This window comes from Arthrobacter sp. P1_B3, from assembly GCF_056406615.1.
In genome coordinates this window covers 108,161-132,642 of sequence record NZ_JBFTZV010000006.1, presented here as the reverse complement: position 1 = coordinate 132,642, position 24,482 = coordinate 108,161, and the positions used below count along the sequence as shown (strand labels likewise).

At 66.8% G+C, this 24,482-nt stretch carries 24 protein-coding genes, 1 tRNA gene, 1 other RNA gene and 1 pseudogene; 13 read left to right on the top strand and 14 right to left on the bottom strand.

Translation table 11 applies throughout. The features are described from left to right. Positions 1-21: 21 nt before the first annotated feature. The gene (locus tag AC1D2F_RS09605) at positions 22-660 is read left to right on the top strand and encodes a GNAT family N-acetyltransferase (protein WP_476966620.1); all 639 of its coding nucleotides are present in this window, start codon (positions 22-24) and stop codon (positions 658-660) included. A 9-nt stretch (positions 661-669) separates the two neighbouring features. Here the strand turns inward: AC1D2F_RS09605 and map are convergent, their stop codons facing one another. Next, positions 670-1,437, bottom strand: coding sequence for a type I methionyl aminopeptidase (gene map / locus AC1D2F_RS09600; protein ID WP_476966619.1), 768 nt, complete (start codon positions 1,435-1,437; stop codon positions 670-672). A gap of 77 nt (positions 1,438-1,514) precedes the next feature. Between map and AC1D2F_RS09595 the strand changes: the two genes are divergently transcribed. Further along, positions 1,515-2,198 (top strand): DNA alkylation repair protein, encoded by a 684-nt coding sequence (locus AC1D2F_RS09595; protein WP_476966618.1) that lies wholly within the window; start codon positions 1,515-1,517, stop codon positions 2,196-2,198. Here the strand turns inward: AC1D2F_RS09595 and mptB are convergent. After that, complete coding sequence (mptB, locus tag AC1D2F_RS09590; protein ID WP_476966617.1) at positions 2,195-3,820, bottom strand: polyprenol phosphomannose-dependent alpha 1,6 mannosyltransferase MptB; 1,626 nt, start codon at positions 3,818-3,820, stop codon at positions 2,195-2,197. The genes AC1D2F_RS09595 and mptB overlap by 4 nt on opposite strands. Before the next feature lie 169 nt (positions 3,821-3,989). Between mptB and orn the strand changes: the two genes are divergently transcribed. The 4 genes from orn to def all read left to right on the top strand — a co-directional run bounded on the left by orn (position 3,990) and on the right by def (position 6,799). Continuing rightward, positions 3,990-4,622, top strand: coding sequence for an oligoribonuclease (orn, locus tag AC1D2F_RS09585; protein WP_476966616.1), 633 nt, complete (start codon positions 3,990-3,992; stop codon positions 4,620-4,622). Between the two features lie 201 nt (positions 4,623-4,823). Continuing rightward, positions 4,824-4,896 (top strand) — tRNA-His (locus AC1D2F_RS09580). A gap of 136 nt (positions 4,897-5,032) precedes the next feature. Then, positions 5,033-6,187, top strand: coding sequence for an acyl-CoA dehydrogenase family protein (locus tag AC1D2F_RS09575; protein WP_476966615.1), 1,155 nt, complete (start codon positions 5,033-5,035; stop codon positions 6,185-6,187). 39 nt (positions 6,188-6,226) lie between these two features. Then, entirely contained in the window at positions 6,227-6,799 is a 573-nt protein-coding gene (gene def, locus AC1D2F_RS09570) for a peptide deformylase (protein WP_476966614.1), read from the top strand. Positions 6,800-6,832: 33 nt separating this feature from the next. On the opposite strand, the gene AC1D2F_RS09565 is transcribed toward def, so the two are convergent. From AC1D2F_RS09565 to rnpB, 8 genes are all read right to left on the bottom strand, one after another. Then, positions 6,833-7,543, bottom strand: coding sequence for an alpha/beta fold hydrolase (locus AC1D2F_RS09565; protein WP_476966613.1), 711 nt, complete (start codon positions 7,541-7,543; stop codon positions 6,833-6,835). 9 nt (positions 7,544-7,552) lie between these two features. After that, a complete protein-coding gene (locus AC1D2F_RS09560; RefSeq protein ID WP_476966612.1) occupies positions 7,553-8,011 on the bottom strand; it encodes a DUF1579 family protein in 459 nt (152 codons plus the stop codon). Between the two features lie 30 nt (positions 8,012-8,041). Then, a complete protein-coding gene (ppk2, locus tag AC1D2F_RS09555; RefSeq protein ID WP_476966611.1) occupies positions 8,042-8,914 on the bottom strand; it encodes a polyphosphate kinase 2 in 873 nt (290 codons plus the stop codon). Between the two features lie 174 nt (positions 8,915-9,088). Beyond that, a complete protein-coding gene (locus tag AC1D2F_RS09550; protein WP_476966610.1) occupies positions 9,089-9,886 on the bottom strand; it encodes an HNH endonuclease family protein in 798 nt (265 codons plus the stop codon). A 108-nt stretch (positions 9,887-9,994) separates the two neighbouring features. Further along, positions 9,995-10,204 (bottom strand): hypothetical protein, encoded by a 210-nt coding sequence (locus AC1D2F_RS09545; protein WP_229994485.1) that lies wholly within the window; start codon positions 10,202-10,204, stop codon positions 9,995-9,997. A 92-nt stretch (positions 10,205-10,296) separates the two neighbouring features. Next, complete coding sequence (locus tag AC1D2F_RS09540; RefSeq protein WP_290369375.1) at positions 10,297-11,787, bottom strand: glyceraldehyde-3-phosphate dehydrogenase; 1,491 nt, start codon at positions 11,785-11,787, stop codon at positions 10,297-10,299. Between the two features lie 231 nt (positions 11,788-12,018). Beyond that, on the bottom strand, positions 12,019-13,686 hold the full coding sequence (locus AC1D2F_RS09535; protein ID WP_476966609.1) for a GMC family oxidoreductase: 1,668 nt from the start codon (positions 13,684-13,686) through the stop codon (positions 12,019-12,021). A gap of 191 nt (positions 13,687-13,877) precedes the next feature. Next, positions 13,878-14,271, bottom strand: an RNA gene (gene rnpB / locus AC1D2F_RS09530) — RNase P RNA component class A. Positions 14,272-14,379: 108 nt separating this feature from the next. Between rnpB and AC1D2F_RS09525 the strand changes: the two genes are divergently transcribed. The 3 genes from AC1D2F_RS09525 (at position 14,380) to AC1D2F_RS09515 (ending at position 16,997) form a co-directional block, all read left to right on the top strand. Then, positions 14,380-15,231 (top strand): SPFH domain-containing protein, encoded by an 852-nt coding sequence (locus AC1D2F_RS09525; protein ID WP_229994483.1) that lies wholly within the window; start codon positions 14,380-14,382, stop codon positions 15,229-15,231. Between the two features lie 45 nt (positions 15,232-15,276). Continuing rightward, positions 15,277-16,170, top strand: a complete 894-nt coding sequence (locus AC1D2F_RS09520) for an alpha/beta hydrolase (RefSeq protein ID WP_476966608.1) — start codon at positions 15,277-15,279, stop codon at positions 16,168-16,170. Between the two features lie 62 nt (positions 16,171-16,232). Next, positions 16,233-16,997, top strand: a complete 765-nt coding sequence (locus tag AC1D2F_RS09515) for a YaaA family protein (RefSeq protein WP_476966607.1) — start codon at positions 16,233-16,235, stop codon at positions 16,995-16,997. Positions 16,998-17,004: 7 nt separating this feature from the next. Here the strand turns inward: AC1D2F_RS09515 and AC1D2F_RS09510 are convergent, their stop codons facing one another. Both AC1D2F_RS09510 and AC1D2F_RS09505 read right to left on the bottom strand, forming a co-directional pair. Continuing rightward, positions 17,005-17,742, bottom strand: a complete 738-nt coding sequence (locus tag AC1D2F_RS09510; protein ID WP_476966606.1) for a zinc ribbon domain-containing protein — start codon at positions 17,740-17,742, stop codon at positions 17,005-17,007. A 62-nt stretch (positions 17,743-17,804) separates the two neighbouring features. After that, entirely contained in the window at positions 17,805-18,734 is a 930-nt protein-coding gene (locus AC1D2F_RS09505; RefSeq protein ID WP_476966605.1) for a Nif3-like dinuclear metal center hexameric protein, read from the bottom strand. Positions 18,735-18,833: 99 nt separating this feature from the next. Between AC1D2F_RS09505 and msrA the strand changes: the two genes are divergently transcribed. The 3 genes from msrA (at position 18,834) to epsC (ending at position 20,983) form a co-directional block, all read left to right on the top strand. Continuing rightward, positions 18,834-19,358, top strand: coding sequence for a peptide-methionine (S)-S-oxide reductase MsrA (gene msrA, locus AC1D2F_RS09500; protein WP_476966604.1), 525 nt, complete (start codon positions 18,834-18,836; stop codon positions 19,356-19,358). A gap of 65 nt (positions 19,359-19,423) precedes the next feature. Next, entirely contained in the window at positions 19,424-20,359 is a 936-nt protein-coding gene (gene cysK / locus AC1D2F_RS09495) for a cysteine synthase A (RefSeq protein ID WP_229994477.1), read from the top strand. Between the two features lie 39 nt (positions 20,360-20,398). Then, complete coding sequence (gene epsC / locus AC1D2F_RS09490; protein WP_229994476.1) at positions 20,399-20,983, top strand: serine O-acetyltransferase EpsC; 585 nt, start codon at positions 20,399-20,401, stop codon at positions 20,981-20,983. A 68-nt stretch (positions 20,984-21,051) separates the two neighbouring features. Here the strand turns inward: epsC and AC1D2F_RS09485 are convergent, their stop codons facing one another. Together AC1D2F_RS09485 and gndA are read right to left on the bottom strand one after the other, a co-directional pair. Beyond that, a complete protein-coding gene (locus AC1D2F_RS09485) occupies positions 21,052-21,885 on the bottom strand; it encodes an oxidoreductase (RefSeq protein ID WP_476966603.1) in 834 nt (277 codons plus the stop codon). A 106-nt stretch (positions 21,886-21,991) separates the two neighbouring features. Continuing rightward, positions 21,992-23,428, bottom strand: coding sequence for an NADP-dependent phosphogluconate dehydrogenase (gene gndA / locus AC1D2F_RS09480; RefSeq protein ID WP_018773415.1), 1,437 nt, complete (start codon positions 23,426-23,428; stop codon positions 21,992-21,994). 278 nt (positions 23,429-23,706) lie between these two features. Here gndA and AC1D2F_RS09475 point away from each other — a divergent pair. Continuing rightward, a pseudogene (locus tag AC1D2F_RS09475) lies at positions 23,707-24,435 on the top strand (FadR/GntR family transcriptional regulator). Positions 24,436-24,482: the final 47 nt, after the last annotated feature.

The window sequence follows — 24,482 nt, the reverse complement described above, 5'->3', positions numbered from 1 at the left end:
GCCAGGCGCTACCCTCTATCCATGGGCGAAGCAGACCCCCGGAGCCAGCCAGCCATTACCACCGCCGCGGCGGACTGGCCCGACGTCGAGCGTCTTTTTGGCGTCCGCGGCGAACCGTCACGCTGCTGGTGCCGGTTCTTCGCCGTGACCGGCAGCGAGTGGTCCGCGTCGACGCCGGAGGACCGCAAGAGCCAGTTGAGGGACAAGTTCGACGGCGGCCAGCCGGCGCCCGGTGTCCTGGCCTTCCGCGACGGGAATCCAGTGGGCTGGTGCGCCGTCGAGCCCCGCGGGTGCTATCCAAGGATCCTGCGCTCGAAGGTCCTGACGTCGGCCCCTGACGTGGCCCGGGATCCCGGCGGGAACCCGGTGTGGTCAGTCAGTTGTTTCGTCGTCTCCCCCGGCCAGCGCCGGAGCGGTGTGGCGGGGGCGCTGCTGGCAGCCGCCGTCGAGCACGCCTTCGCGCACGGCGCCACCGTGGTGGAGGGCTATCCGGTTGATCCCGCGCGACGGCCCAAGGCGGGCCCGGCAGACCTCTATCACGGCACCTTGGGGCTTTTCCTGGCGGCCGGCTTCACAGTGGTCAGCGACGCGGTGCCGGGACGCGCCGTCGTCCGCCTGGCCGCACCCCCGGCTGGAGCCTACCGTGGGCCTTGGCCTTAGCCCTTAGCCCTAGGGCAGCGTCAGGATCACAGGCCCGTCCGCGGTGATGGCCACGGTGTGCTCGCTGTGCGCGGCGCGGCGACCGTTCGCCGAGCGGAGGGTCCATTCGTCGTCGTCATGGTAATAGTCGTCCTTGCGGCCGAGAATCAGCATCGGCTCGATGGCGATGACCAGGCCCTCGGTCAGTTTGATGCCGCGGCCGGGACGCCCGTCGTTGGGCACGTGCGGCTCGGCGTGCATGGTCCGGCCGATCCCGTGGCCGCCGTGATCGGCAAGCAGCCCGTAGCCGGCCCGCCGCGCTGCCCCGCCGATCGCGTAGGCGAGGTCCCCCATCTTGTTCCCGATCCTTGCCGCTTCGATCCCCCGGGTCAGGGCGGCGTCGGTGGCGTCGATGAGGGCCTGGTCCACCGGGTCCGGGGTCCCCACAATGAAGCTGACGGCGGCATCGCCGCACCAGCCGTCCAGGAACGCGCCGCAGTCCACGCTCAGCAGGTCCCCGTCCTGCAGCCGGTACTCGTTGGGGATGCCGTGCACCACGGCGTCGTTGACGGAGGCGCAGATGACCCCGGGAAACGGCACTGACGCCCACCGCGGCCGGTAGTTCAGGAACGCCGGCGTGGCGCCGGCGTCGGCGATGGACGCCGCGGCGACCTCGTCCAGTTCCTTGAGCGAGACGCCGACGGCGGCGGCCTCCCGGACCCGCCCCAGCGTGTTGGCGACCACCCGGCCGGCCTCGCGCATCAGTGCGATCTCTTCAGGACTCTTGATCATGGACATGGGTTTCCTTTCGACGCGGAGCCGCGGCTTGCTGGGTTCAACTCTAGAGCCCGCCCCAGGATGTCTACAGTGGCCTCATGGTCACCACTGAACTGATTGACGCGATCCGCGGCCGGCTGCAGGCGGCGGCCGATCCTGGCCGCGCCGCGGGGGCGCAGGCCTACATGAAATCGCAGATGCCCTCGCTGGGCGTGCGCGTTCCCGAGGTCCGCAGGATCGTCCGAGCCGAGGCGGCGGCCCATCCGCCGGGCGGCCTGGCGGAGCTGCAGTCCACCGTGCTCGCGCTGTGGCGGAGGGCCAGCTGCCGTGAGGAACGCTATGCCGCGATCGAGCTCACGGGGCTCAAACTCGCCGCCGGGGAGCTGGGCATGCTGGCGCTGTACGAGGAAATCATCCGCACCGGAGCCTGGTGGGACCTGGTGGACGGGGTGGCGCACCGGCTGGGCACGCTGTTGCAGGCGCACCGGGCAGAGCTGACGCCGGTGCTGGGGCGCTGGAGCAGGGACGACGACTTCTGGGTCCGGCGGGCCTCCATTACGGCGCAGCTGGGGGCCAAGGCGGCCACTGACACGGCCCTCCTGGCCGCAGTGATCGAGGCCAACCTCGATGATCCGGAGTTCTTCATCCGCAAGGCCATCGGGTGGGCGCTGCGCCAGTACGCCAGGACGGATCCGGCCTGGGTGCGGGCGTTCGTGCAGCGGCACTGGGACGATCTCAGCCCGCTTTCCCGCAAGGAAGCGCTCAGGAACCTGCCGGCCTAGATGATCGGACGTGTGGTGACCGGCTCGTCCGACTTGCTGAAAAGCTGCTTGGTCTTCGGGTCCAGGAAGATCAGGTACAGGGCAAACAGCAGGGCAATGATCGCGGCGGCGTTGCGGGCCAGCGCCAGGGCCAGGCCGAGGTCCGCGGTCTGCAGGTACGGGAAGACGTCCAGCTGGTCCGAGATCGCGTACACCATAAAGAAGGACACGATGAAGTAGAGCGCCTTGACCTGCCAGTCATCTCGGATGCCGGTGACGGCAAAGAGCGGGATGAGCCAGACGATGTACCAGGACTGGATCATCGGGGACAGGAGCACGACGGCGGCGAACGCCAGGGTGAGCCGGCGCATCAGCCTGTCGTAGTCACCGCGGAAGATCTGCCAGGCCACGATCCCGACGGCGAGCAGCTTGCCGGCGTCGAACACCCACTTGGCCAGTCCCCAGCCGTCGAGCCCGAAGGCGTTGGAGATGGAGGCCACGATCAGGCCCACCAGGCCAACGGGCGCGTACCAGATCCAGATGCTGCCCGGCGCGGACAGCCCGTTGATCCAGCCGAAGCCGAAGCCATTGACCCGGCTCATGAGGTACAGCAGGGCCAGGCTGATGCCGGCCGTGAGGGCCCAGAAGACGAACTTGCGCGGCCAGCTGGCGCCCTTGCCAGCCCAGAGCAGGCCGATGAACGGCAGGAAGACGACCGTGATCGGCTTGACCGAGATGGACAGCGTGACCAGCACGATGCCAAGGATGACCCGGCGGGTGGCGCAGTAATAGAGGCCGGCCAGGGCAAGGCCAATCATGAGGGCGTCGTTGTGGACGCTGGCGATGAAGTTGGTGAGGAAAAGCGGGTTGGCTGCCGTCAGCCACAGGGCCCGGTTCGGGTTCACGCCGTGCAGCTCGGCCAGTTTTGGCACATAGATCACGCAGAGGACGACGCCCACCAGTGCGGCCAGCCGGAACAGCATGATGCTGCCTTCGGGGTGCACATTGGTGGCCCAGACCACGAACTGTTCGATCCACAGGAACAGCTGGCCGTACGGGACGGGGGCCTCGGTCCACATCCTGTCGGCGCCCAGCTGGAAGTAGTTGGACAGCGCAGAGATGCCGTTTTCGTAGGGGTTGAAGCCCTCCACCATGAGCCGGCCCTGGCCGATATAGGCGTAGACGTCGCGGCTGAACAGCGGGACGGAGAACATCAGCGGCAGGCCCCAGGCCACCGTCGCCTGGAGCGTGGCTTTGCGGGCGCCGGCTCCCCAGACCCGGACGCGCTGGCCGAGCCGCAGCCAGGCGCGGACCAGGAGCATACCGCCGAAGGCCAGAAGGACAATGGACAGGGCGACGCCAAGGGCCTCGGTGCGCATCCAGATGAACAGCGGAACACGGCGGAGCTCGGACGCGGGGGCGAGCCAGCCGACACCCATCGAACCGATCGTCATGAACAGCGATCCCAGGAACCCGGCAAGGATTGGGGACCGGGGGTTGTCGACGTCGCCAACGGCACCGTCCCCCAATGGGGTGAGCTCAGCCGGGCCGAGCGCAGACCGGCCGGACGCAGAGGGGCGGGACGTGGACGTGCGGGACGTACCGGCAGCCGTTCCCCCCGCCGCAGGCACAGGCGCCGTCATGTCAGGATCGTCCAATCTGTTGTGGGCCATATTTCCGCCCACAGCCAGCCGCTTTGTCCGGCCCGGGGCGCCGCGTTGAAGAAATCGGTTGACGAAATAATTCGACGGCCGCGTATCCGAAATCCTAGCACCGGACGGCTCTGTGGCGTCGGAACGGTAGGCTGGGCGGGTGCCTATTACTAACGAACGCATCGTCTGGATTGACTGCGAAATGACCGGCCTGGACACCAAGAATGACGCCCTCATCGAGGTGGCCGCCCTGGTGACAGATTCGGAGCTCAACATCCTGGGTGACGGCGTCGACGTCGTGATCAAGCCTGACGACGCCGCGCTGGCCCAGATGAACGACTTTGTCCGCGACATGCACACCCGGTCCGGTCTCCTTGAGGAGCTCCCGCACGGCAAGACCATGGCCGAAGCGCAGGCAGCGGTGCTCGACTACATCAAGAAATGGGTGCCGGACCCCCGGAAGGCCCCGCTCGGCGGAAACTCCGTGGGCACCGACCGCGTGTTCCTGGTCCGCGATATGCCCGAAGTGGTGGAGCACCTGCACTACCGGGTCATCGATGTGAGCACCATCAAGGAACTCTCCCGCCGCTGGTTTGCCCGGGCCTACTTCCAGTCCCCCGCCAAGCTGGGCGGGCACCGGGCCCTCGGCGACATCAAGGACTCGATTGACGAACTCCGGTATTACCGCGAGGCCGTGTTTGTCCCGGCGCCGGGCCCGGACAGTGCCACGGCGCAGCGGATCGCCAAACGCGTCATGGGCGGCGAGGCAGCCGCCGCCAATCCGGCGCAGTAGCGGCACACTGACGGAAACCAACCGCCGGCACCCCGCCGGCACCCCCGCGAAACGTGGCGCAGGAATGTAATCTGCGCCACGTTTCGCGGAAATTTTKGTGAAAATCGCAAAAGTGGCAAAACCACCCCCAAACAACAGGTAAGCTATTTGTCGTTGCCTTTCCAGCCAGCCGGTTCGCCGGAGGGCGTGATACGGCACATGGTGGGCGTAGCTCAGTTGGCAGAGCGCCTGGTTGTGGTCCAGGAGGTCGCGGGTTCAACCCCCGTCGCTCACCCTCATGAAGGACGGCAGTGATTGTCCGACCTTTTCCAAAGGCCGCACCGGATATCCGGTGCGGCCTTTGTTGTCTGTACCGAGTTTTTGACCGTACGGCGCAGTCGTCCCGGGATCTGTCATTGGAAGGAAACGCAGTGAAGCGCAAGCTCTTTGAAGAAGACCACGAGATGTTCCGTGAGATGGCCGCCGAGTTCAACGTGCGCGCGATTGCCCCGCACTACGCGCAGTGGGACGAGGACCACATGATGTCCCGGGAACTGTGGTCGGCGGCCGGCGAGCAGGGCCTGCTGGGCCTCGCCGTGCCGGAAGAGTTCGGCGGCATGGGGATGTCCGACTACCGGTTCCGGGCAGTGCTCGACGAAGAATTCGCCAAGAGCAACCACCTCGCGGTCGGCCTGGCGTTCCACCTCCACGACGACATGGTCCTCCCCCATCTGCTGGCCTACGGCTCCGATGACCTCAAGGCCCGCTGGCTGCCGGGCATGGTCTCCGGCGACAAGGTCACCTCGGTCGCCTGGACCGAACCGGGGGCCGGCTCCGACCTGCGCGGCATCCGCACCAAGGCCGTCCGCGACGGCGACGACTGGCTCATCAGTGGCCAGAAGACGTTTATCGGCAACGGCATCTCCGGTGACGCCTCCCTGGTCCTGGCCCGCACCGACGGCGGCACCGGACGCGGAAACCACGACTCGTTCTCGCTGTTCATGGTCCAGAAGGGCGAGGGCTACAACACCGGTAAACAGCTGGACAAGATGGGCCTCAAGGCCTCCGACACGGCCGAATTGTTCTTCGACAACGTCCGCGTCCCGCACGCCGATTTGGTGGGCGAGGAAGGCAAGGGCCTGCAGTACGCGGCCGAACAGCTCCCCCAGGGCCGTCTGGCGATCGCCGTGGCCAGCTCCGCCGTCGTGCGCGCCATCTACGAGGCGACCGTCCGCTACACGAAGGACCGCAACGCGTTTGGCGAGCGGGTCATCGATTTCCAGAACAGCCGCTTCGAACTCGCGGACATCCTGACAGAGGTCGAGGTCACCGAAACCTACGTGGACCAGGCCATCCTCGCCTTCAACGCCGGGGAACTCGACGCCGCGGGCGCTGCCCGCGCCAAACTGTGGGCGTCCGAGCGCGCCAAGTCCGTTACGGACCGCTGCCTGCAGCTGCATGGCGGTTACGGCTACATCCTGGAATACCCGGTGGCCCAGGCCTACCTCGCCGCCCGGCTGCTGACGATTTTCGGCGGCACCAACGAAATCATGCGCGACGTCGTCGGCCGCACCATTGCCGGCTGAGACGCCGCGTCTCCAACAGCACCTGAGGAACCCCCTGACATGACCGTCCTGCCCATTACGATCTGGGGCGAGCCCGTGCTGCACCGCCGGGCCGCGGAAGTCGAAGTCTTCGACGACGAGCTCCGCACCCTGATCGCCGACATGTTCGAGACCAACGACGCCGCCAACGGCGTCGGGCTGGCCGCTCCCCAGGTGGGGGTCGGCAGGCGGCTCTTCGTGTACAAGTACGACAACGACGACGGCGCCCCGCCCACCGGCGTCGTGGTCAATCCTGTCCTGACGCTTTCCAAGATTTCCGGCGCGCTGCCGGACCCCGACGAGGAAGAGGAAGGCTGCCTGTCCTTCCCGGGCGGCCAGTATCCGCTCAAGCGGGCAGAGTGGGCCAGGGTCCAGGGCTTCGACGGTGACGGGAAGCCGGTGGAATTCGAGGCAACCGGCTGGTTCGCCCGGGTCATCCAGCACGAGTACGACCACCTCGACGGCAAGCTCTACGTGAACCGGCTGATCGACCGCTATTCGCGCAAGGCCATGAAGCAGGCCAAGCGCAGCGGCTGGGGCGTTCCGGGCCTGACCTGGATGCCGGGCGTGGACCCGGACCCGTTCGGCCACTGACGAATTTCCCGCCGGACTGGGCGACCCGGCCGGCTAGCTCCCCGAAGTGCGGTCGACGGCGGCCAGGAGGGCGGCGCCGAGCTCGGCCGGCTTGGTGAACTGCGGCCAGTGGCCGGTGGGCAGGTCCACGTAGTCGACGTCGCGGATCCGTGCGAGCTCCGCCACGTACGGGTGGCCCCCGGCAATCATTTCCCTCAGCATCGAGGACGGGAATTCGCAGGCGATGACGGTGGCCGGGACCTCGAAACGGCGTTCGTCCTTGAGCTCCTGCCGGTCCTGGGCCACGCCGCGAGGCTGCGGGATGGCGCGGGCGCGGAACATGGCACGCAGGTCCTCGGTCAAGTCGGTGAGGTCCGCATCCTCGAAGAGCTCCCACGGCGGCAGGGGCACGTCGTCGCCGTCGGCCGGGAGTTCGTCATTGATGAGACCACCGTCGGCGAGCGGTCCGCTGTCCACGTAAATTGCCCGGGCCACCCGGTCCGGGCGGGCATCGACGGCGCCGTGGATGATCGCCCCTCCGCCGGAGTGGCCCACCAAGGCCACGGGCGCGTCGAAGGTATCGATCTTCGCCACGACGGCGTCGATGTGGGTGCGCAGGCCAATCCCGGCGCGCGGCGCATCGGCAGATTCAAGGCCCGGCAGTGTCTGCGGGTAGACCTTATGCCCGGCAGCGGTGAGCGGCGCGGTGACGTCCTCCCACGACGAGGCGTCCAACCAGAATCCGGGTACGAGGATGATGTCCATGCCGGTACCCTACCGTTCGAGTACCAGCTCCACCACCTGATAGGGGTCTTCACCTGGGACGACGTTGTGCATGGTGATGCGTCGGCCCTGGCCCTCCCCCGGGTGGATGTGGATCTGCCAGCCCCAGTCCGGGCCGGTCGGCGCCGCGTAGCAGCCGTTGAGCCGCAGGACACCGCCCCCGTCCACGGTCCCGGAGAACTGCATCAGTGCCTTGCCCGTGTGCAAGGAGTCCACCCACACCGCAGTGGCGGGCTCCGCGTCGGACGCCCCGCCGGCCAGGAGCAACAGGCCTTCCTGTGGGCTCTCACCGTCCGACCAGGTGTAGGCGACGCTCGCGAAGTGCGCGGCCGTCACCGTGACAGTGGCGGTGGCCGCCGAGTCCTGGTAGTCGTCCGTGGGCATGATCCGGGAGCGGTTCTGTCCCTGCCACGTGCCCAGCAGCGGCGTTATGTATCGCACAATGTCCATGCTGCAGTCTACTGAGCAAGTCAATTGCGCTCAGTCCTCGGCCGGTTTTTCCAGGCTTGCCGCGAAGTCCGGGACATAGCGGAATAGCTCCCGCGGCGGGCGCGTGTAGTTGACGGCCTTCGGCCGCTCCGGCAAGGTCACCGGCTCTGTCCGTACTTCGCTGTAATCGATGCTGGCGAGTAGGTGGGCGATGAGGTTGATCCTAGCCCGGCGTTTATCTTCGGCTTCCACGACATACCACGGTGATTCCGCGGTGTCCGTCTGCATGAACATGTCGTCCTTGGCCCGCGAGTAGTCTTCCCAGCGCAAGATTGCCTCCCGGTCCATCTGTGAGAGCTTCCATTGCCGCATGGGATCATCCAGACGGGATTTGAACCGCCGCTCCTGTTCCGCATGGCTGATCGAGAACCAGTACTTGAAGAGCAGAATGCCGTCCTGAATGAGGAGCCGTTCAAAGACCGGGCACTGCGCCATAAAGCGTTTGTGCTCCGCCGGGGTGCAAAAGCCCATAACGTGTTCGACGCCGGCGCGGTTGTACCAGGAGCGGTCCATCAGGACTATTTCCCCGGCTGCGGGGAGATGCGGCACATAGCGCTGGAAGTACCATTCACCGCGTTCGCGCTCCGTCGGCGCCGGCAACGCTACTATCCGGGCAAACCGCGGATTCAGGTACTCGGTGACCCGCCTAATAGCGCTCCCCTTGCCGGCGGCGTCCCGCCCCTCAAAGATAACCAGAACCCGCGCCCCGGTGCTCCGGACCCACTCCTGAAGGGCAACCAGTTCTGCTTGGAGCCGGAGAAGTTCGGCCTCGTAGATTCCGACGTCGAGCCGAGCCCGCCGCCGTGCGGAGCCCTTCCTGTGACCGGAGTGCCCCTTGCCAGAATCGTCCGTGCGATGTGCCATGGTTTCCGTTCCAGTATTCCGGCGCGAGGTTTGTCCCGCGCCCATTCTCGCCGGACAGCAGAACGGCAGCAAGGGTCCTCCAGCCCGGAAGGGGCGAGGGGCGGATCCTATGCTTGGGCCACTGAATCCCTGCGCCAGGCACGAAAGGACGGGACAGGACAGGACATAGTGCCGTCACCGCGCAACGATCGTCTGCTGCCCTGGGCACGAGGCGAGGATCCGTTTCATCGCCTCCTTCTCCGCGGGCGTGACCCATAACCGGTAGGCGGCCTTGACGGAAATCTGGCGGGCCACGTAGTGGCAGCGGAAAGCCTTGTTGGGCGGCAGCCAGGTGGCGGCGTCGGAGGCGCTTTTGTCCTGGTTGGCGGGACCGTCGACGGCGATCAGGTTGAGGGGATCGTTGGCCAGGTGTTCGCGCTGCTGCGCGGTGAGCTGCTGGGCGCCCTTTTGCCACGCGTCGCCCAGCGCCACGACGTGGTCGATCTGCACCGCTGCGCTGGTCTCGGCGCCGCGCCGGAACGCGATCATGCGGCCGGTGTAGGGTTCCTGGAACGTGCCGCCGGCCACCTGGCACCGGGAGCCGCGGACGAATTCGGCGGCCGCCAAGTCCCGTCGGAGGATGTCGTTGCGCGTATCGCAGCCGTTGCGGTCGACGTCGAGCCAGGCCTGGCCGAAGGCGCCCCGGTCATAGTTGTCCTTCGCCGACCGTCCCTTGACCGCAAGGGTGTCGAGCGCGCCGGCGGCGCGTCCTTCCGGCACGGCCCGGACTGGGTCCACCGCGTACATCCACCCGCCGGCAAGCACGGGGGCCTCGCTGGGGCCCGGGGTCTGCGGCTCCGCGACGACAAACTGGCCGGCCGTGAAGAACCAGACCACGGTGCCGAGGAGGGCCAGTCCGGCTGCGGCCAGAAGAACCCACGCCTGGCGGGAGCGGCGCCGGGCGTTGCGAAATTCCGTCCAGGTGACGGTCATGAGGGCGGCCGCTGGCGGCGTTCTGGCTGCACGCCCTGAGCCTACCCGGGCGTTCAGACACCCGGGAGGTTGTCCACAGTGTTGGGGACGGGTGGCGGAACGCCGGGGCTATTGGTCCCGCGTGACCCGTTTCAAGTCTTCGTTGGCCAGATCCAGCAGGTCCTGGAGCTGGCTCACCCGGTCGTCGTTGACTTCACCGGCCCCGCGTTTGACGATGGCGTCGTCCAGCAGCCGCTTCGCTTCCTTCGCGTTGCCCCGTGCGACGTCCAGCGCGTGTTCCAGGGTGGTCTCGTGTTCAAGAGCCGGGTTCTGTTCCATGGCACCATTGTGGTGCCCTTTCCCGGCCGATTCCAGTGCATCGGCCGGGAAAGGAGGAACATGTCCCGGTCAGGGACCTTTGGCCCCGCGGACTAGACCTCTACGGGCAGCCCGGCGGCCTCAAGGATGGAGGCGGCGTCCTTGGCGGGGAAGGACGGCGGGTTGACCCCGGCCATTTCCTCCATGACGCGGACCACCTGGCAGCTGTAGCCGAACTCGTTGTCGTACCAGACGTACAGGACGAGGTTCTTGTCGTTGGAGATGGTGGCCAGGCCGTCAACGATGCCTGCCCGGCGCGAGCCGACGAAGTCCGTGGAGACAACCTCGGGCGAATCGATGTAGTCGATCTGCTTGCGCAGCTCGGAGTGCAGCGACATTTCCCGCAGGTAGTCGTTGACTTCGTCCTTGGTGGTGCCGTTGTCCAGGTTCAGGTTCAGGATGGCCAGCGACACGTCCGGGGTGGGGACGCGGATGGAGCTGCCCGTGAGCTTGCCGAGCAGTTCCGGCAGCGCCTTGGCGACGGCCTTGGCGGCACCAGTCTCGGTGATCACCATGTTCAGCGCGGCAGAGCGTCCACGGCGGTCACCCTTGTGGAAGTTGTCAATCAGGTTCTGGTCGTTGGTGAAGGAGTGGACTGTCTCCACGTGCCCGTGCACCACGCCGTAGCGGTCGTTGATCGCCTTGAGCACCGGGGTGATGGCGTTGGTGGTGCAGGAGGCCGCCGAGACGATCGTGTCCGAGTCGGCGATAGTGCCGTGGTTGATGCCGTGCACGATGTTCTTCAGTTCGCCCTTGCCCGGGGCGGTGAGGAGAACGCGGGCGACGCCCTTGCTCAACAGGTGCTGGGACAGGCCTTCGGCGTCGCGCCAGCGGCCCGTGTTGTCCACGACGAGCGCGTCGTGGATGCCGTAGGCGGTGTAGTCCACCGTGGAAGGGTTGTCCGAGTAGATGACCTGGATCTGGACGCCGTTGGCTGTGATGGTGTCGTTTTCGAGGTCCACCTTGATGGTGCCTTCGAAGGAGCCGTGGACGGAGTCGCGGCGCAGCAGGCTCGCGCGCTTGGCAAGGTCGTTATCGGAACCGCGGCGGACCACGATGGCGCGCAGGCGCAGGCCGTGGCCGCCGCCTGCCTTTTCGATCAGGAGCCGGGCCAGGAGCCGGCCGATGCGGCCGAAGCCGTAGAGGACGACGTCGGTGCTGGTGCGGTCGTCGCCGCCGCGCTTGCCGACAACCTCGGCGAGTTCCTCGCGGAGGAAGGCATCCAGGCTGGCGCCGTCGCCCTCGGCGCGGTACTTCTCGGTGAGGCGGGCAATATCAATTGCCGCTGCGCCGAGGTCCAGCTTGGTCAGGGCCTCCAACAGCGGGGCCGTTTCCTCGAGGCGCAGTTCTTCCTTGCTCATCCGGCGGGCGAAGCGGTGGGCCTTGAGGATATTCATGGTGGACTTGTTGATCAGGCTGCGTCCGTGGATGGAGGTCACCACGTTGTTCTCGCGGTACAGCCGGCCGATCACGGGGATCATGGCCTCGGCGAGCGCCTCACGGCCCATCCACGTATCAAGACAAGAATCTGACGTCTGGCTCACAGAACTACCTTCCTAGAATCCACCCCCTACGTCCTCGTAGGGGGAAGTCGGCCGCCGGAGGGTGTCCGGTACCGGGCACCGGCGGGGATTCGGTCCACCCCGGGCGCCTCATCGAGCGCAAAGAAAAATCCGCCGGCTGCGAACGCAGACCCGGCGGCAGAACTTCTACGTTCACCATCAATTCTACGGGCGGCCCGGCAGGGTGAGGTGCCTTGTTGCGCGTGAAATGACTCACACACCGTCTGGGACGCTGCAGGAACCGGCGAATCCACCGACGCCGGGTGTCGCCCTGCCTGCGTCCTCGAGGATCATGTCCACAGCTTTTTCCGCGATCATGATCGTGGGCGCCTGGGTGTTGGCACTGATCAGGCGGGGCATGATCGAGGAGTCAACCACGCGCAATCCCTCAAGACCATGGACCTTCAGCCGCGGCGAGACGACGGAATCATCGGAGGTTCCCATCGCACAGGTGCCGACCGGATGGTAGGAGGTCCGTCCGTAGGAGCGCACGAAATTCACATACTCGTCACGGGTTTTGACCCTTGAGCCGTCACCGATGTGCTCCGCCTTGATGAACGCTGCCATCGACGGCTGCTCCATGATCTGGCGGCTCTGCCGCACGCCGGCAATCGTCATCTCCAGGTCATAGTCATCCGCGAGGAAATTCGGATCGATGAGCGGTGTCCTTCTGGGATCTGAGGACTCGACGCGAACTGTCCCGCGACTGCGTGGGCGCAGGAAGTACGAGTTCAGCGTCGCCCCGAACCCGGGCCGCAGCGACGCTATGCCCGGCTCCGACCTCGCCGCTGGCAGGAAGTGGAACTGCAGGTCAGGGGTCTTCTCATTCGTGTTGGCGTAGCTGAAGCCACCGGCCTCGACAAGGTTGGACGCGAACGGTCCCGAGCGGAAGGCCAGGTACTCGAGGCCGGCCATGACGGTCGCCGGGCGCACGCGATTGAACCGGTCCAGGCTGTGGTCGTCGKTGAGTTCGTAGATTATGTCCAAGTCCAGGTGGTCCTGCAGGTTCTTCCCGACGCCCGGCAGCGCATGGAGAACGTCGATGCCGGCGGCAGCAAGGTCCGCCGGGTCTCCAATGCCCGAAAGCTGCAGCAACTTCGGAGATCCGAAGGCGCCACTGGCGACGATCACCTCACGCCGTGCGCCGTAGGTTCGTTCCACTCCGCCTTCGATGGCCTGGATGCCGACGGCGCGGCCATTATTGATGACCACCTTTGAGACGGTTACGTTGACTCGAACCGTAAGATTGGGCCGCTGGCGCGCGGGTTTTAGATAGGCAACGGCTGCACTGCACCGTCGGCCGTTCCTGGTGGTGGTCTGGTAGAAGCCGACGCCGAGCTGCTTTGCGCCGTTGAAATCGTTGTTGTAGGGTAGCCCGAACTCCTGGCCCGCCTGCACGAATGCCGCCGAGAGCGTGTGCGGTCGCCGGGGGTCAGAGACGCCCAGAGGCCCTTGAGTTCCGTGGTGGGGCCCTGAAAGTCTGGAGTTTGACTCCGAGCGGACGAAATACTTGGACACCTCGGCGGCGGACCAGCCCTCGCATCCGTAGTCCGCGACCCAACCGTCGTAGTCCTCAGCCACGCCCCGGGTGAAGACCTGGGAGTTGATGGACCCTCCGCCGCCGAGCACGCGGCCTTGAGGGAGCGGGATGCTGCGGCCGTTGCTGTACTTTTGCGGGACGCTGTTGTAATCCCACTGGTACGGGCCTCCCTTTAGTCTCGGGAAGCCCGCGGGCATGTGGATGAAAGGATGGCGGTCGGACCGGCCCGCCTCAAGCAGCAGCACGCGAACTGCTGGGTCTTCACTTAATCTCCCGGCCAGGACGCTGCCGCCTGTGCCACCACCGGCGATGACATAGTCGTATGCTGCGTCATCCGGCACTATGACTCCTCAACCATCGCATGCACCGTCACCTGAAGCGTTCATTGAAGTGTCGGGGCTCGCCGGGATGATGTCAAGCATGCCTCAAGGTTTTCCCAAGCTTGCAACCGTGCAGGCACGCGCCCCCCGGCCGGCACCCTGTGAGGGCCGAATCCCGCTCCGGGCAGGACAGGGTAACCCGGCGGTTTTGGTGGATGGGTTGACCGATACGCCGGGTTCTGTGTTCCCGCGCTGTTGCCGGCGAGGGAGTAGCGGCCATCCATCTACGGACGCCGTTGCCGACGCCCTCCAGCGGCCTACCCGAACACTCGGGCGAGCAGCCCTCAAACGTGTCCTGTCTGGCCTTGCTCCGGGTGGGGTTTACCTAGCCTTCCCGGTCACCCGGGAAGCTGGTGGTCTCTTACACCACCGTTTCACCCTTACCTGCCGTGCGGCCTGTGCAAGCACACGCCGCACGCAGGCGGTCTGTTCTCTGTGGCACTGGCCTGCGGGTTACCCCGAGTGGGCGTTACCCACCACCCTGCTCTGCGGAGCCCGGACGTTCCTCGAGCCACTTGCGTGACGCGCGGCCGCCTGGTCAACCCATCCGCTGTCCATTCTACGTTCTCCCCACGACGCAGCCGCACCGGGTCTTTTGGGGCGGCCGGTGGGAGAATTGGAGCAGGATTCCTGCTAGTCAAGGAAAAGATCCCGATGAACTGGACCGCCATCATCATCTGGCTGCTCGCCATCGTCCTGGTGGTTGTTATCGCCAAGATGTCGATCAAGATTGTGCGCCAGTACGAACTAGGCGTCCTGTTCCGGCTGGGCCGGGTGGTCGCGGTCCGGATGCCCGGGTTGCGGTTCATCATCCCGGTGGTGGACCGGCTTCAGCTGGTGAGCCTGCGGATTGTGACGATGCCGATCCAGTCGCAGGGCATCATCACCCAGGACAACGTCAGCGTCGACATCTCGGCAGTGGCCTATTACCGGGTGATCGACGCCGTGAAGTCCGTTGTGGCGATCGAAGACGTGGCGGCGGCTATCAACCAGATCGCCCAGACCACCCTGCGCAAGGTCGTGGGCCGGCACAGCTTGGACCAGACGCTGTCCGAGACCGAGCACATCAACAGTGACATCCGGAAAATCCTGGACGCCCTGACCCTGGAGTGGGGTGTCGAAGTAACCCTCGTTGAACTCAAGGACATCCAGCTTCCGGAGAGCATGAAGCGGGCGATGGCCCGGCAGGCGGAGGCCGAGCGGGAGAAGCGGGCCAAGATCATCGCGGCCGAAGGAGAGGCGATCGCCGCCGTGGCGCTCGGCGCGGCATCTGACACCATGATGGCCCACCCGGTCGCCCTGCAGCTGCGGAATCTCCAGTCCCTCGTGGAGATCGGGGTGGACAAGAACTCAACCGTCGTCTTCCCGGCGCCCCTGATGAGCACCATCGCCGAACTGGCCGCCTTCCTGGCCCGCGAGGACCATGTGGCCCGGACAGCGATGTCGGCGGCTGCACCCGCAGCGACGCCGGCGGAATCACCGGCGTCACCGATCAAGGCCGCGTAACGCCCGGACCGGCGCGCCTATTACCGGCGCGCCTATTATCGAGGGATGGACAAGTCTGCCCTGACCCGGCGCCGGCTGCTTGAGCTGGCAGGAATCGGCCTTGGCGCGTCCGCCCTGACAGCCTGTACTGACGGCATAGCGCCTCCCGAGAGCTCCCCGCCCGCGCCGGCCAGCCCGACGGCGACAGCGCTGCCGGCTCCCGCCGCCCCGTTGACAGTCCGGACCAGAACAGGTTCATTCGTCTCGGCTTTCCGCCCCGGGATCGCCAGCCATTGGTCGCTGGCTGCACCCGAATTGCCGCCCGGCGGCGTGCCGCCCGAATTGCCCGTGGCGGTGTTTCTTCACGGACTGGGCGGCAGCCACACCGTCCTGCTGGAGGATATGGCGGCCCATGAGGCCCTCCAGCGGCACCTGGACGCCGGTGGGGCGCCGTTCGCGATCGCCGCGGTGGACGGCGGAAACACGTGGTGGCACCCCCGCGCCGACGGCAGCGACACCCAGTCGTTGCTGGTGAAGGAGTTTGTTCCGTTCCTGGGCGGCCAGGGCTACGACCTTGGCAGGATCGGCCTCTTCGGCATCTCCATGGGAGGCTTCGGCGCCCTCCTGCTGGCCTCGCAGGGCCGGCTGCCCGGAGTCCGCGCCGTCGCGGCCATGAGCCCGGCGGTCTGGGACCACTACGACCCACGCCAGGAATCCGCCTTCGACGGCCCGGCCGACTTCGCGGCCCATGATGTGTTCGCGCTCCGGCCCCGGCTCGCGGCCGTGCCCAAGCGGATCGATTGCGGCACCGGGGACGAGCTTGCCGCCACGGTCCGTGCCTACCGCGCAGGACTGCCGGGCGATGTCGAGGGGAGTTTCCGGCCGGGCGGCCACGACTACAGCTACTGGCGGTCCGTCCTGCCCGAGGTGCTGTCATTTCTGGGCTACCACCTCGCCTGAACCCTCCGCCGCCGGCCCCGGACTGCGGCACCCGCGGCCCCCGCCGCCGGTAAGATCGTACGGTGCTAATTCTGCTGCCGCCCTCCGAGGGCAAGACTCCCGCTGTGGGCGGGGACGCCGCCGACTGGAGCGCCTTGAGCTTTCCCGCCCTCAACAGCTCCCGGGCCAGGGTCCTGGACGCCCTCGGCACCGTCAGCGCCCACGAGGACGCCCTGGCGCTGCTGGGCGTCGGCGCCTCGCTGAGTTCCGACGTCGAACGCAACACCCGCCTGCACGCGGAACCTGCCGCCCCGGCCCACCAGGTGTATTCCGGGGTGCTCTTCGACGCCCTCGGCTACGACTCCCTGACCCCGGCGCAGCGGAAGAAGGCCGACGCTTCGGTGCTGGTGGTGTCCGCCCTGTGGGGCGCCATCCGCTTCGCCGACCGCGTACCGGCCTACCGCCTCTCGATGGGGATCTCGCTGCCCGACGTCGGACGGCTGGCCTCGTTCTGGAAGCCGCAACTGGGCGACGCCCTGGCGGCGGCCACTGCGGGTGAGCTGTTAGTGGACTGCCGGTCCAGCACCTACGCCGCGGCCTGGACTCCCCCGCCGGAGCAGACAGTGGCCGTGAACGTCTTCACCGAGACCGCCGGCATGCGCAAGGTGGTCAGCCACTTTGCCAAGCACACCCGGGGCGAGCTGGCACGGCATTTGCTCAGCCGCAGGGGCAAGGCTCCCCAAACCCCGGCGCAGCTGCAGAAGGCGGCGGCGGAGAAGTGGGTTGCCGAACTCGTTGAGGGCACGGCCCGAAAGCCGCACACGCTCAACATCATCCTGCCGGGCTAGGAACCGCCTAGGCCCACTCGGCCGAGCGGACCAGGATGCAGCCGGAGTCCGGGCAGAACACGATGTCGTCCTCAGCCGCGGCCTTGATCTCGGCCAGGTCGCCGGGGCTGAGGTGCATGCCGGAGCCTTCCGAGGTGCCGTGGAAGAGCCGGGCAGCGCCGACGCCGCGCTTGGCCAGGGTCTTCTCGTAGACGGCAAGCATCCCGGCGTCGAGTCCGGCGGCGAACTCGGCACGCCGCCCGCGCACCACAGTCGCTTCGGCAGCAATCTCGGCCAGCTGCTCGTCCAGCTCGGCACGGATGGAGCCGAAGGAGCCCTGGATGTCGTCCACGATCTGCTGCTGTGCCCCCTGGCGGGCGCGGAGCGAGTCGAGCCGTTCAAGGACTTCGAGCTCGACGTCCTCAAGGTCCGAGCGGCGCTTGTTCAGGGAGACGAGGTCGCGCTGCAGGGCAACGAGATCCTTGGACAGGCCGGTGCCGCTGTTGAGCCGCGCCTCGTCGCGTTCGATCCGGGAGGCAACCTGCTCGACGTCGGCCTCTGAGCGCTTGAGCTCGAGCTCGGCGTCGTGGACGGCCACCTTCGCGGCGCCAAGTTCACCGTTGGCCACGCTGAGCGCGGCTTCCAGGTCGGTGATCCGGGAGTCACTTTCAAGGCTTCGTCGGCGGTTGGACAAGGACTTGAGCTTGGCATCGAGTCCCTGCAATTCGAGCAACTTCAACTGTTCCGCCGGTGCTGCCTTGGCCACTATTTACCTCCGCTAAATCCAAACCGGCCGAAGCCGGGCACCGTATCGGCGCTCCCTAGACTCTAGTCCCCGCCCGGAGTCAGAATGAAGTCCCACGGGTCGCTGTTGGTGGTACTGACCCGGATCTCGACGTCGTGGCCCTGGTCGGCGAGCACATTGCCCAGCGCTTCGGCGGCCGCAGGCAGCCAGAGCCATTCGCTGGCGAAGTGGGAGACGTCGATCAGGTACGGCCGGTCGTTGACCGCCGCCTCCCGGGCTTCCGAGGCCGGGTGGTGCCTCAGGTCCGCCGTCACGTAGACGTCCGCGTTGCTCGCCCGCACCTCGCCGAAGAGGGAATCCCCGGCACCACCGCAGACAGCCACCCGCCGGATCAGCCCGTCCCGGTCACCCGATACCCGGACGCCGCCGGCCACAGAGGGCAGGATGCCGAACACGCGGGCGGCGAAATCACCCAGCGTCAGGACCTCTTCGAGGTCGCCGACGCGGCCGATGCCTTCCTCGGGGAGACCGTTCGCCGCGGGAGTCAGCGGGGCCACGTTCTGCAGGCCCAGCGCGTCGGCAAGGACGTCGGAGACGCCCCCGACGGCGGAGTCACCGTTGGTGTGCACGGTCATCAGCGCGGTCCCGGACTCGATGAGGCGGTGCACGGCCTTGCCCTTGGCCGTGTTCGCCGCGACGGACGTCACGCCTTTGAGCAGCAGCGGATGGTGCGTGATCAGCAGCTCGGCACCGAAGTCGATGGCTTCCTCGATCACATCGGTCGTCGGATCGACCGCGAACATGACCCTGTGCACCTCCGCGTTCGGGTGGCCCGCCACGAGGCCCACCTCGTCCCAGTCCTCGGCCAGCGATTCAGGCCAGAGCTCCTCCACCGCCAGCTGGATCATGCCCAGCGTCGCGGCGCCCGAGGCCTCCCCGGTGCCGGCATCGCCGTCGACGGCGGCAGCAGCGCGGCCGGATTCCGCTGAAACATCGGTGTTCACAGGTTCCATACCCCCATTTTTACCCTATCCGCGGGCGGCCCTGTCACTCGTAACACTCTCGTAAGGTGGGTGGGGAATCATCGGGGCCCTCGAACCATTGAAGAGATCATGAAAACTTTTGTCCTCGGCGGAGGCTGCTTTTGGTGCCTCGACGCCGTCTACCAGAAAACCAAGGGCGTCAGCTCGGTCGTCTCGGGCTACACCGGAGGCCATGAACACAACCCCGACTACTACTCTGTGTGCTCCGGGACCACGGGCCATGCCGAGGTGGTGGCGGTGACGTTCGACGAGGACGTCATTCCCGCGGAGGTCATCCTGGACATGTTCTTCGTCCTCCACGACCCCACCACACTGAACCGGCAGGGCTACGACGTCGGGACCCAGTACCGGTCCTCGATGTTCTACGAGACCACCGAGGAAAAGATCCTGTTCGAGGAGGCGATCGAACGGAACCAGGCCCTGTGGCGGCACCCGATCCTCACCGAGGTCAGCCGGCTGCCGAAGTTCCATGTGGCCGAGGAAATCCACCAGGACTTCTTCGCCAAGTACCCCGAGGAGGGCTACTGCCAGGTCATCATCAACCCGAAGCTGGCCAAGGCGAGGAAATATTACTCTGCATGGCTTAATGCTTAGCTAGGGCCTGCAGGCGCTCGTTAGGCTGACCTCAGTCAACCCTCTTCAAAGACAGGCATACATACATGGCACCGATCTATGACGATGTAACCCAGCTGGTGGGCGGAACTCCGCTGGTCCGGCTGAACCGGCTGACCGAAGGCCTTGACGCCACAGTGGCCGTCAAGCTGGAGTTCTACAACCCGGCCAACAGCGTCAAGGACCGGATCGGCGTCGCCATCATTGATGCTGCCGAGAAGTCCGGTGCCCTCAGGCCCGGCGGCACCATTGTCGAAGGCACGTCCGGCAACACCGGAATCGCCCTGGCCATGGTGGGCGCGGCCCGCGGCTACAGGGTCATCCTGACCATGCCGGAAACCATGTCCACCGAGCGCCGGGTCATGCTGCGCGCGTACGGTGCCGAGATTGTCCTGACCCCCGGCTCCGAGGGCATGCGCGGAGCCGTGGAGAAGGCCCAGGAGATCGTGGCCAACACGGAGAACTCCATCTGGGCCCAGCAGTTCGCCAACGAGGCCAACCCGGAGGTCCACCGCCGCACCACGGCCGAGGAAATCTGGACGGACACCGACGGCAAGGTGGACATCTTCGTCGCCGGCGTCGGCACCGGCGGCACCGTCACCGGCGTCGGGCAGGTCCTGAAGGAACGCAAGCCGGACGTCCAGATCGTCGCCGTCGAGCCGAAAGACTCCGCCATCCTCAACGGCGGCGCCCCGGGCCCGCACAAGATCCAGGGCCTCGGCGCGAACTTCGTCCCGGAAATCCTGGACACCAACGTCTACGACGAGGTCATCGACGCCACGCTGGAAGATTCCGTCCGCGTCGCCCGCGATCTCGGCATCAAGGAAGGCATCCTGGGCGGCATCTCCTCCGGCGCCATCGTCTGGGCGGCCCTGGAGCTAGCCAAGCGCCCGGAGAACGCCGGTAAACTCATTGTTGCTGTGGTTTGCGACTTTGGTGAGCGCTACATCTCCACCGTGCTGTACGACGACATCCGCGGCTAAGTACCTGCCGCTGTCCCACAATTCCCCAGAAAGGTCTTTGTGAGCTTCTTCGCAAGACTGAAGGAAGACCTCGACGCCGCCCGGTCCCACGACCCGGCGGCTCGAGGTTCTTTTGAGAACTTCTTCGCCTATTCCGGCCTGCACGCGATCTGGTTCCACCGCCTGACGCACCGGCTGTGGCAAAACCCGGCCCTGCGGTTCCCGGCGCGGCTCATCTCCCAGCTCGCCCGGTTCCTCACCGGCATCGAGATCCACCCCGGCGCGACCATCGGCCGGCGCTTCTTCATCGACCACGGCATGGGCGTGGTCATCGGCGAGACCGCCGAGATCGGCGAGGACGTCATGATCTACCACGGCGTGACCCTCGGCGGCCGCTCGCTGGCCAAGATCAAACGCCACCCCACCATCGAGGACCGCGTGGTGATCGGCGCCGGGGCCAAGATCCTGGGCCCCATTACTATCGGCCGGGACAGCGCCGTCGGCGCCAACGCCGTGGTGGTCAAGGATGCCCCGGCCGAATCAATCGTCACCGGCGTGCCGGCCACCTGGCGGCACCGCGATGCGCAGCGCGAGACCAAGCCCGCCGTCGACCCGGCCGAATACCTGATCGATTACCACATCTAGACCCAATACCGGATCTGGGCGGTCCTACCCGGGGAGCCGTCTAGACCCAATACCGGATCTGGGCGGTCCTACCCGGGGAACCGCTTGTAGATGTTCCACAGGACGGCGTCGAACACGCGGTCCGGCAGCAGGTGGCGCAGCAACAGGATCCCCCGGGCGCTGGCACCCACCGGGTACCGGGTCTTGGGGCGCCGTGCCGTCGCCGCGTGCAGGATCGCCTCGGCCGCGAGCTCCGGCCGCGCCGACGTTGCAGCATTGTCCGTGGTGGCCAGGGCAGCCGCCACCACCTTGGCCTGGGCCCCGTACGGGCCACTCCCGGAGCTGGCCAGCAGCCCCTGCGCCGCAATGGCGCCCCACTCGGACTGCGTCCCGGCGGGCTCGATGATGGCCACATCAATCCCGTGCGGCTTAAGCTCGAGCCGCAGCGAATCACTCAGGCCTTCCACCGCAAACTTCGTCGCGTGGTACCAGGCGCCCAGCGGCTCGCACATTTTGCCGCCGATCGATGAGATGTTGATGATCCGGCCCGCCCGCGCGGCCCGCATGGCGGGGATCACGAGCTGCGTCATGCGCGCCAGCCCGAAGACGTTCACGTCGAACTGCCGCCGCCCCTCGGCCAGCTCCACCTCCTCGAGCGAACCGTACGTCCCGTAGCCGGCGTTGTTGACCAGGACGTCGATCCGGCCGTGCGCGGCCAGCACTTCCCCGACGGCGGCGCCCATCGAGTCCTCATCCGTCACGTCCAGGGCCATCACCTTGACGCCGGAGGCTTTCAACGGCTCCATCTTCTCCACCCGGCGGGCCCCGGCATAGACGGTGAAGCCGGCCGCGGCAAGCTTCTTCGCGGTGGCAAAGCCGATCCCGGTGGACGCACCGGTGACAAACGCTACGGGCTGGGGCATGTGCAGAACTCCTTGGGCGCTGAACTCCTTGGGCAGGAGCGGCCGGATACACGGACGGCCGGCGCCTCCCAGAGTATCTGGAAGGTGCCGGCCGTCCGTGGTGCGGCTAGTGGGTGTCGACTGCCTCGATCTCGGACTTGTCCTCGCCCCAAAGGGTGTGGAACGTGCCCTCGGCATCGACGCGGCCGTAGGTGTGCGCACCGAAGAGGTCGCGCTGGCCCTGGATGACGGCGGCCGGCAGGCGCTTGCGGCGCAGGCCGTCGTAGTAGGCCAGCGAGGAGGAGAACACCGGCACCGGGATGCCGAGCTGCACGGCGGTGGACACTACCCGGCGCCAGGCCGGGAGGACCTCGGCGATCGCCTTGGTGAACGCCGGGGCGAAGAGCAGGTTGGCCGGCTTCTCCGCCGCGGCGTAGGCCTTGGTGATCTCCTTGAGCAGCTCGGCGCGGATGATGCAGCCGCCGCGCCACAGCGAGGCGATTTCATCCAGCTTCAGGTCCCAGCCGTATTCCTTGGCCGCAGAGGTGAGCATGTCCAGCCCCTGGGCGTAGGAAACCAGCTTCGAGGCGTAGAGCGCCTGGCGGACGTCTTCGACAAAGCTCTCGGGGACCTCGACGGCGGCCTCGCCGCCGGCGAGCAGTTCCTGGGCCAGCACGCGCTGCTCCGCCTGCGAGGACAGGGCCCGGGCAAAGACCGACTCTGCGATGCCCGAGGTCGGGGAGCCGAGCTCGAGCGCGGAGATGACCGTCCAGCGGCCGGTGCCCTTCTGGCCGGCAGCATCCACCACGACGTCGACGAACGGCTTGCCGGTCTTCGCATCGACGTGGCCGAGGACCTCGGCGGAGATTTCGATCAGGAAGGAGGCGAGGTCGCCCTTGTTCCACTCTTCGAAGATCTTGGCCTGCTCGGCCGGTTCGATCCCGGCGCCGGAGCGCAGGAGGTCGAAGGCCTCGCCGATGACCTGCATGTCGGCGTATTCGATGCCGTTGTGGACCATCTTGACGAAGTGGCCGGCGCCGTCGGTGCCGATCCAGGCGCAGCAGGGCTGGCCGTCGACGTGGGCGGCGATCTTTTCCAGCAGCGGGCCAAGCGCGTCGTAGGACTCCTTGGAACCGCCCGGCATGATCGAGGGGCCGTTGAGGGCACCCTCCTCGCCACCGGAGACGCCGATGCCGACGAAGTGCAGGTCCTTCTTGGCGAGCGCGGCCTCGCGGCGGCGGGTGTCCTCGTAGTGCGAGTTGCCGGCGTCGATGATGATGTCGCCCGCCTCCAGGAGCGGCTCAAGCTGCTCGATCACGGAATCGACCGGCTTGCCGGCCTTGACCATGATCAGCACGCGGCGCGGCTTTTCCAGCGAATCAACGAGTTCCTGGAGGGTTTCCGTGCGGACGAAGTCGCCCTCATCGCCGTACTTGGCGAGCAGGGTGTCTGTCTTTTCCACCGACCGGTTGTGCAGGGCAACGGTGAAGCCGTTCCGGGCCAGGTTGCGTGCGAGGTTGGCCCCCATCACCGCGAGGCCGGTAACACCGATGTGTGCTGACATCAAAACTCCAATTCATTTCTGTGCACCATGATTTCTGTAGACCATGGATGCACGGCGGTTCATCTAAGACGTTCATCTAGGACTCGGGCAGGTGCGCCGCAGAGGGCGGAACCCGCTCTTGAGAATTTGTGGCTGTCCATAAACCATATGTATTTCCGCGGGCTGCGGGAAAGCAGCGCCCACGTAGCGGAATACTGCGCGTCATAAACAGTCTATGATCACCGGCGCCCGCCCCGCCGGTCGGCCGGGACCAGGCCCGCCGCATTATGCTTACGACTATGTCAACCAGTCTCCATCATCGTGCCATTGAGCACCTCGGAACCCGGATCGTGGCCGGCGAGCTGCCGCCCGGGCACGTCATGCTTGCCGAGCACCTTGAGGACGAACTCAAGGTCTCCCGTTCGGTGGTCCGGGAGGCGGTCCGCGTTCTCCAGTCCCTGGGCCTGGTTGAGACCATCAAGCGCGTCGGCATCCGGGTGCTGCCCTCCAGCCGCTGGAACCCGTTCGATCCGCTCGTGATCCGCTGGCGCCTGGCCGGCGAGGGCCGTGGCGCCCAGCTGCGTTCCCTGGCCGAGCTCCGCACCGCCGTCGAGCCGGTGGCCGCCGAGCTGGCAGCGGCCAACGCCCCCGAGGAGCTCCGCCAGGAGCTCGTGGAGATCTAGCACGCCATGCGCGACGCCGGCCAGGCCGGGGACGTTCCCCGGTTCCTCGAACTGGACATCCTGTTCCATTCGCTGTTGCTGACCGGCTCCGGCAACGAGATGTTCGCCAACATGGTGGGCCAGGTGACCGAAACCCTGACCGGCCGCACCATCCACGGCCTGATGCCGGACCACCCGCGGGAGACGGCGCTGCAGTGGCACGTAGAGGTCGCCGAAGCCATCGCCGCCGGGGATGCCGCCGCCGCGCGCGAGGCCTCGAACCGGATCATGCGGGAGACCATCTCGGAGATGGAGCCGAGCTGGAAGAACCAGCCGCGGGTGTTTGTCCCGGTCGAGCGGCACTAGCGCGCCACTGGCGGACCGGGCCTCGACGACGGCGCCGCGCCTCACGC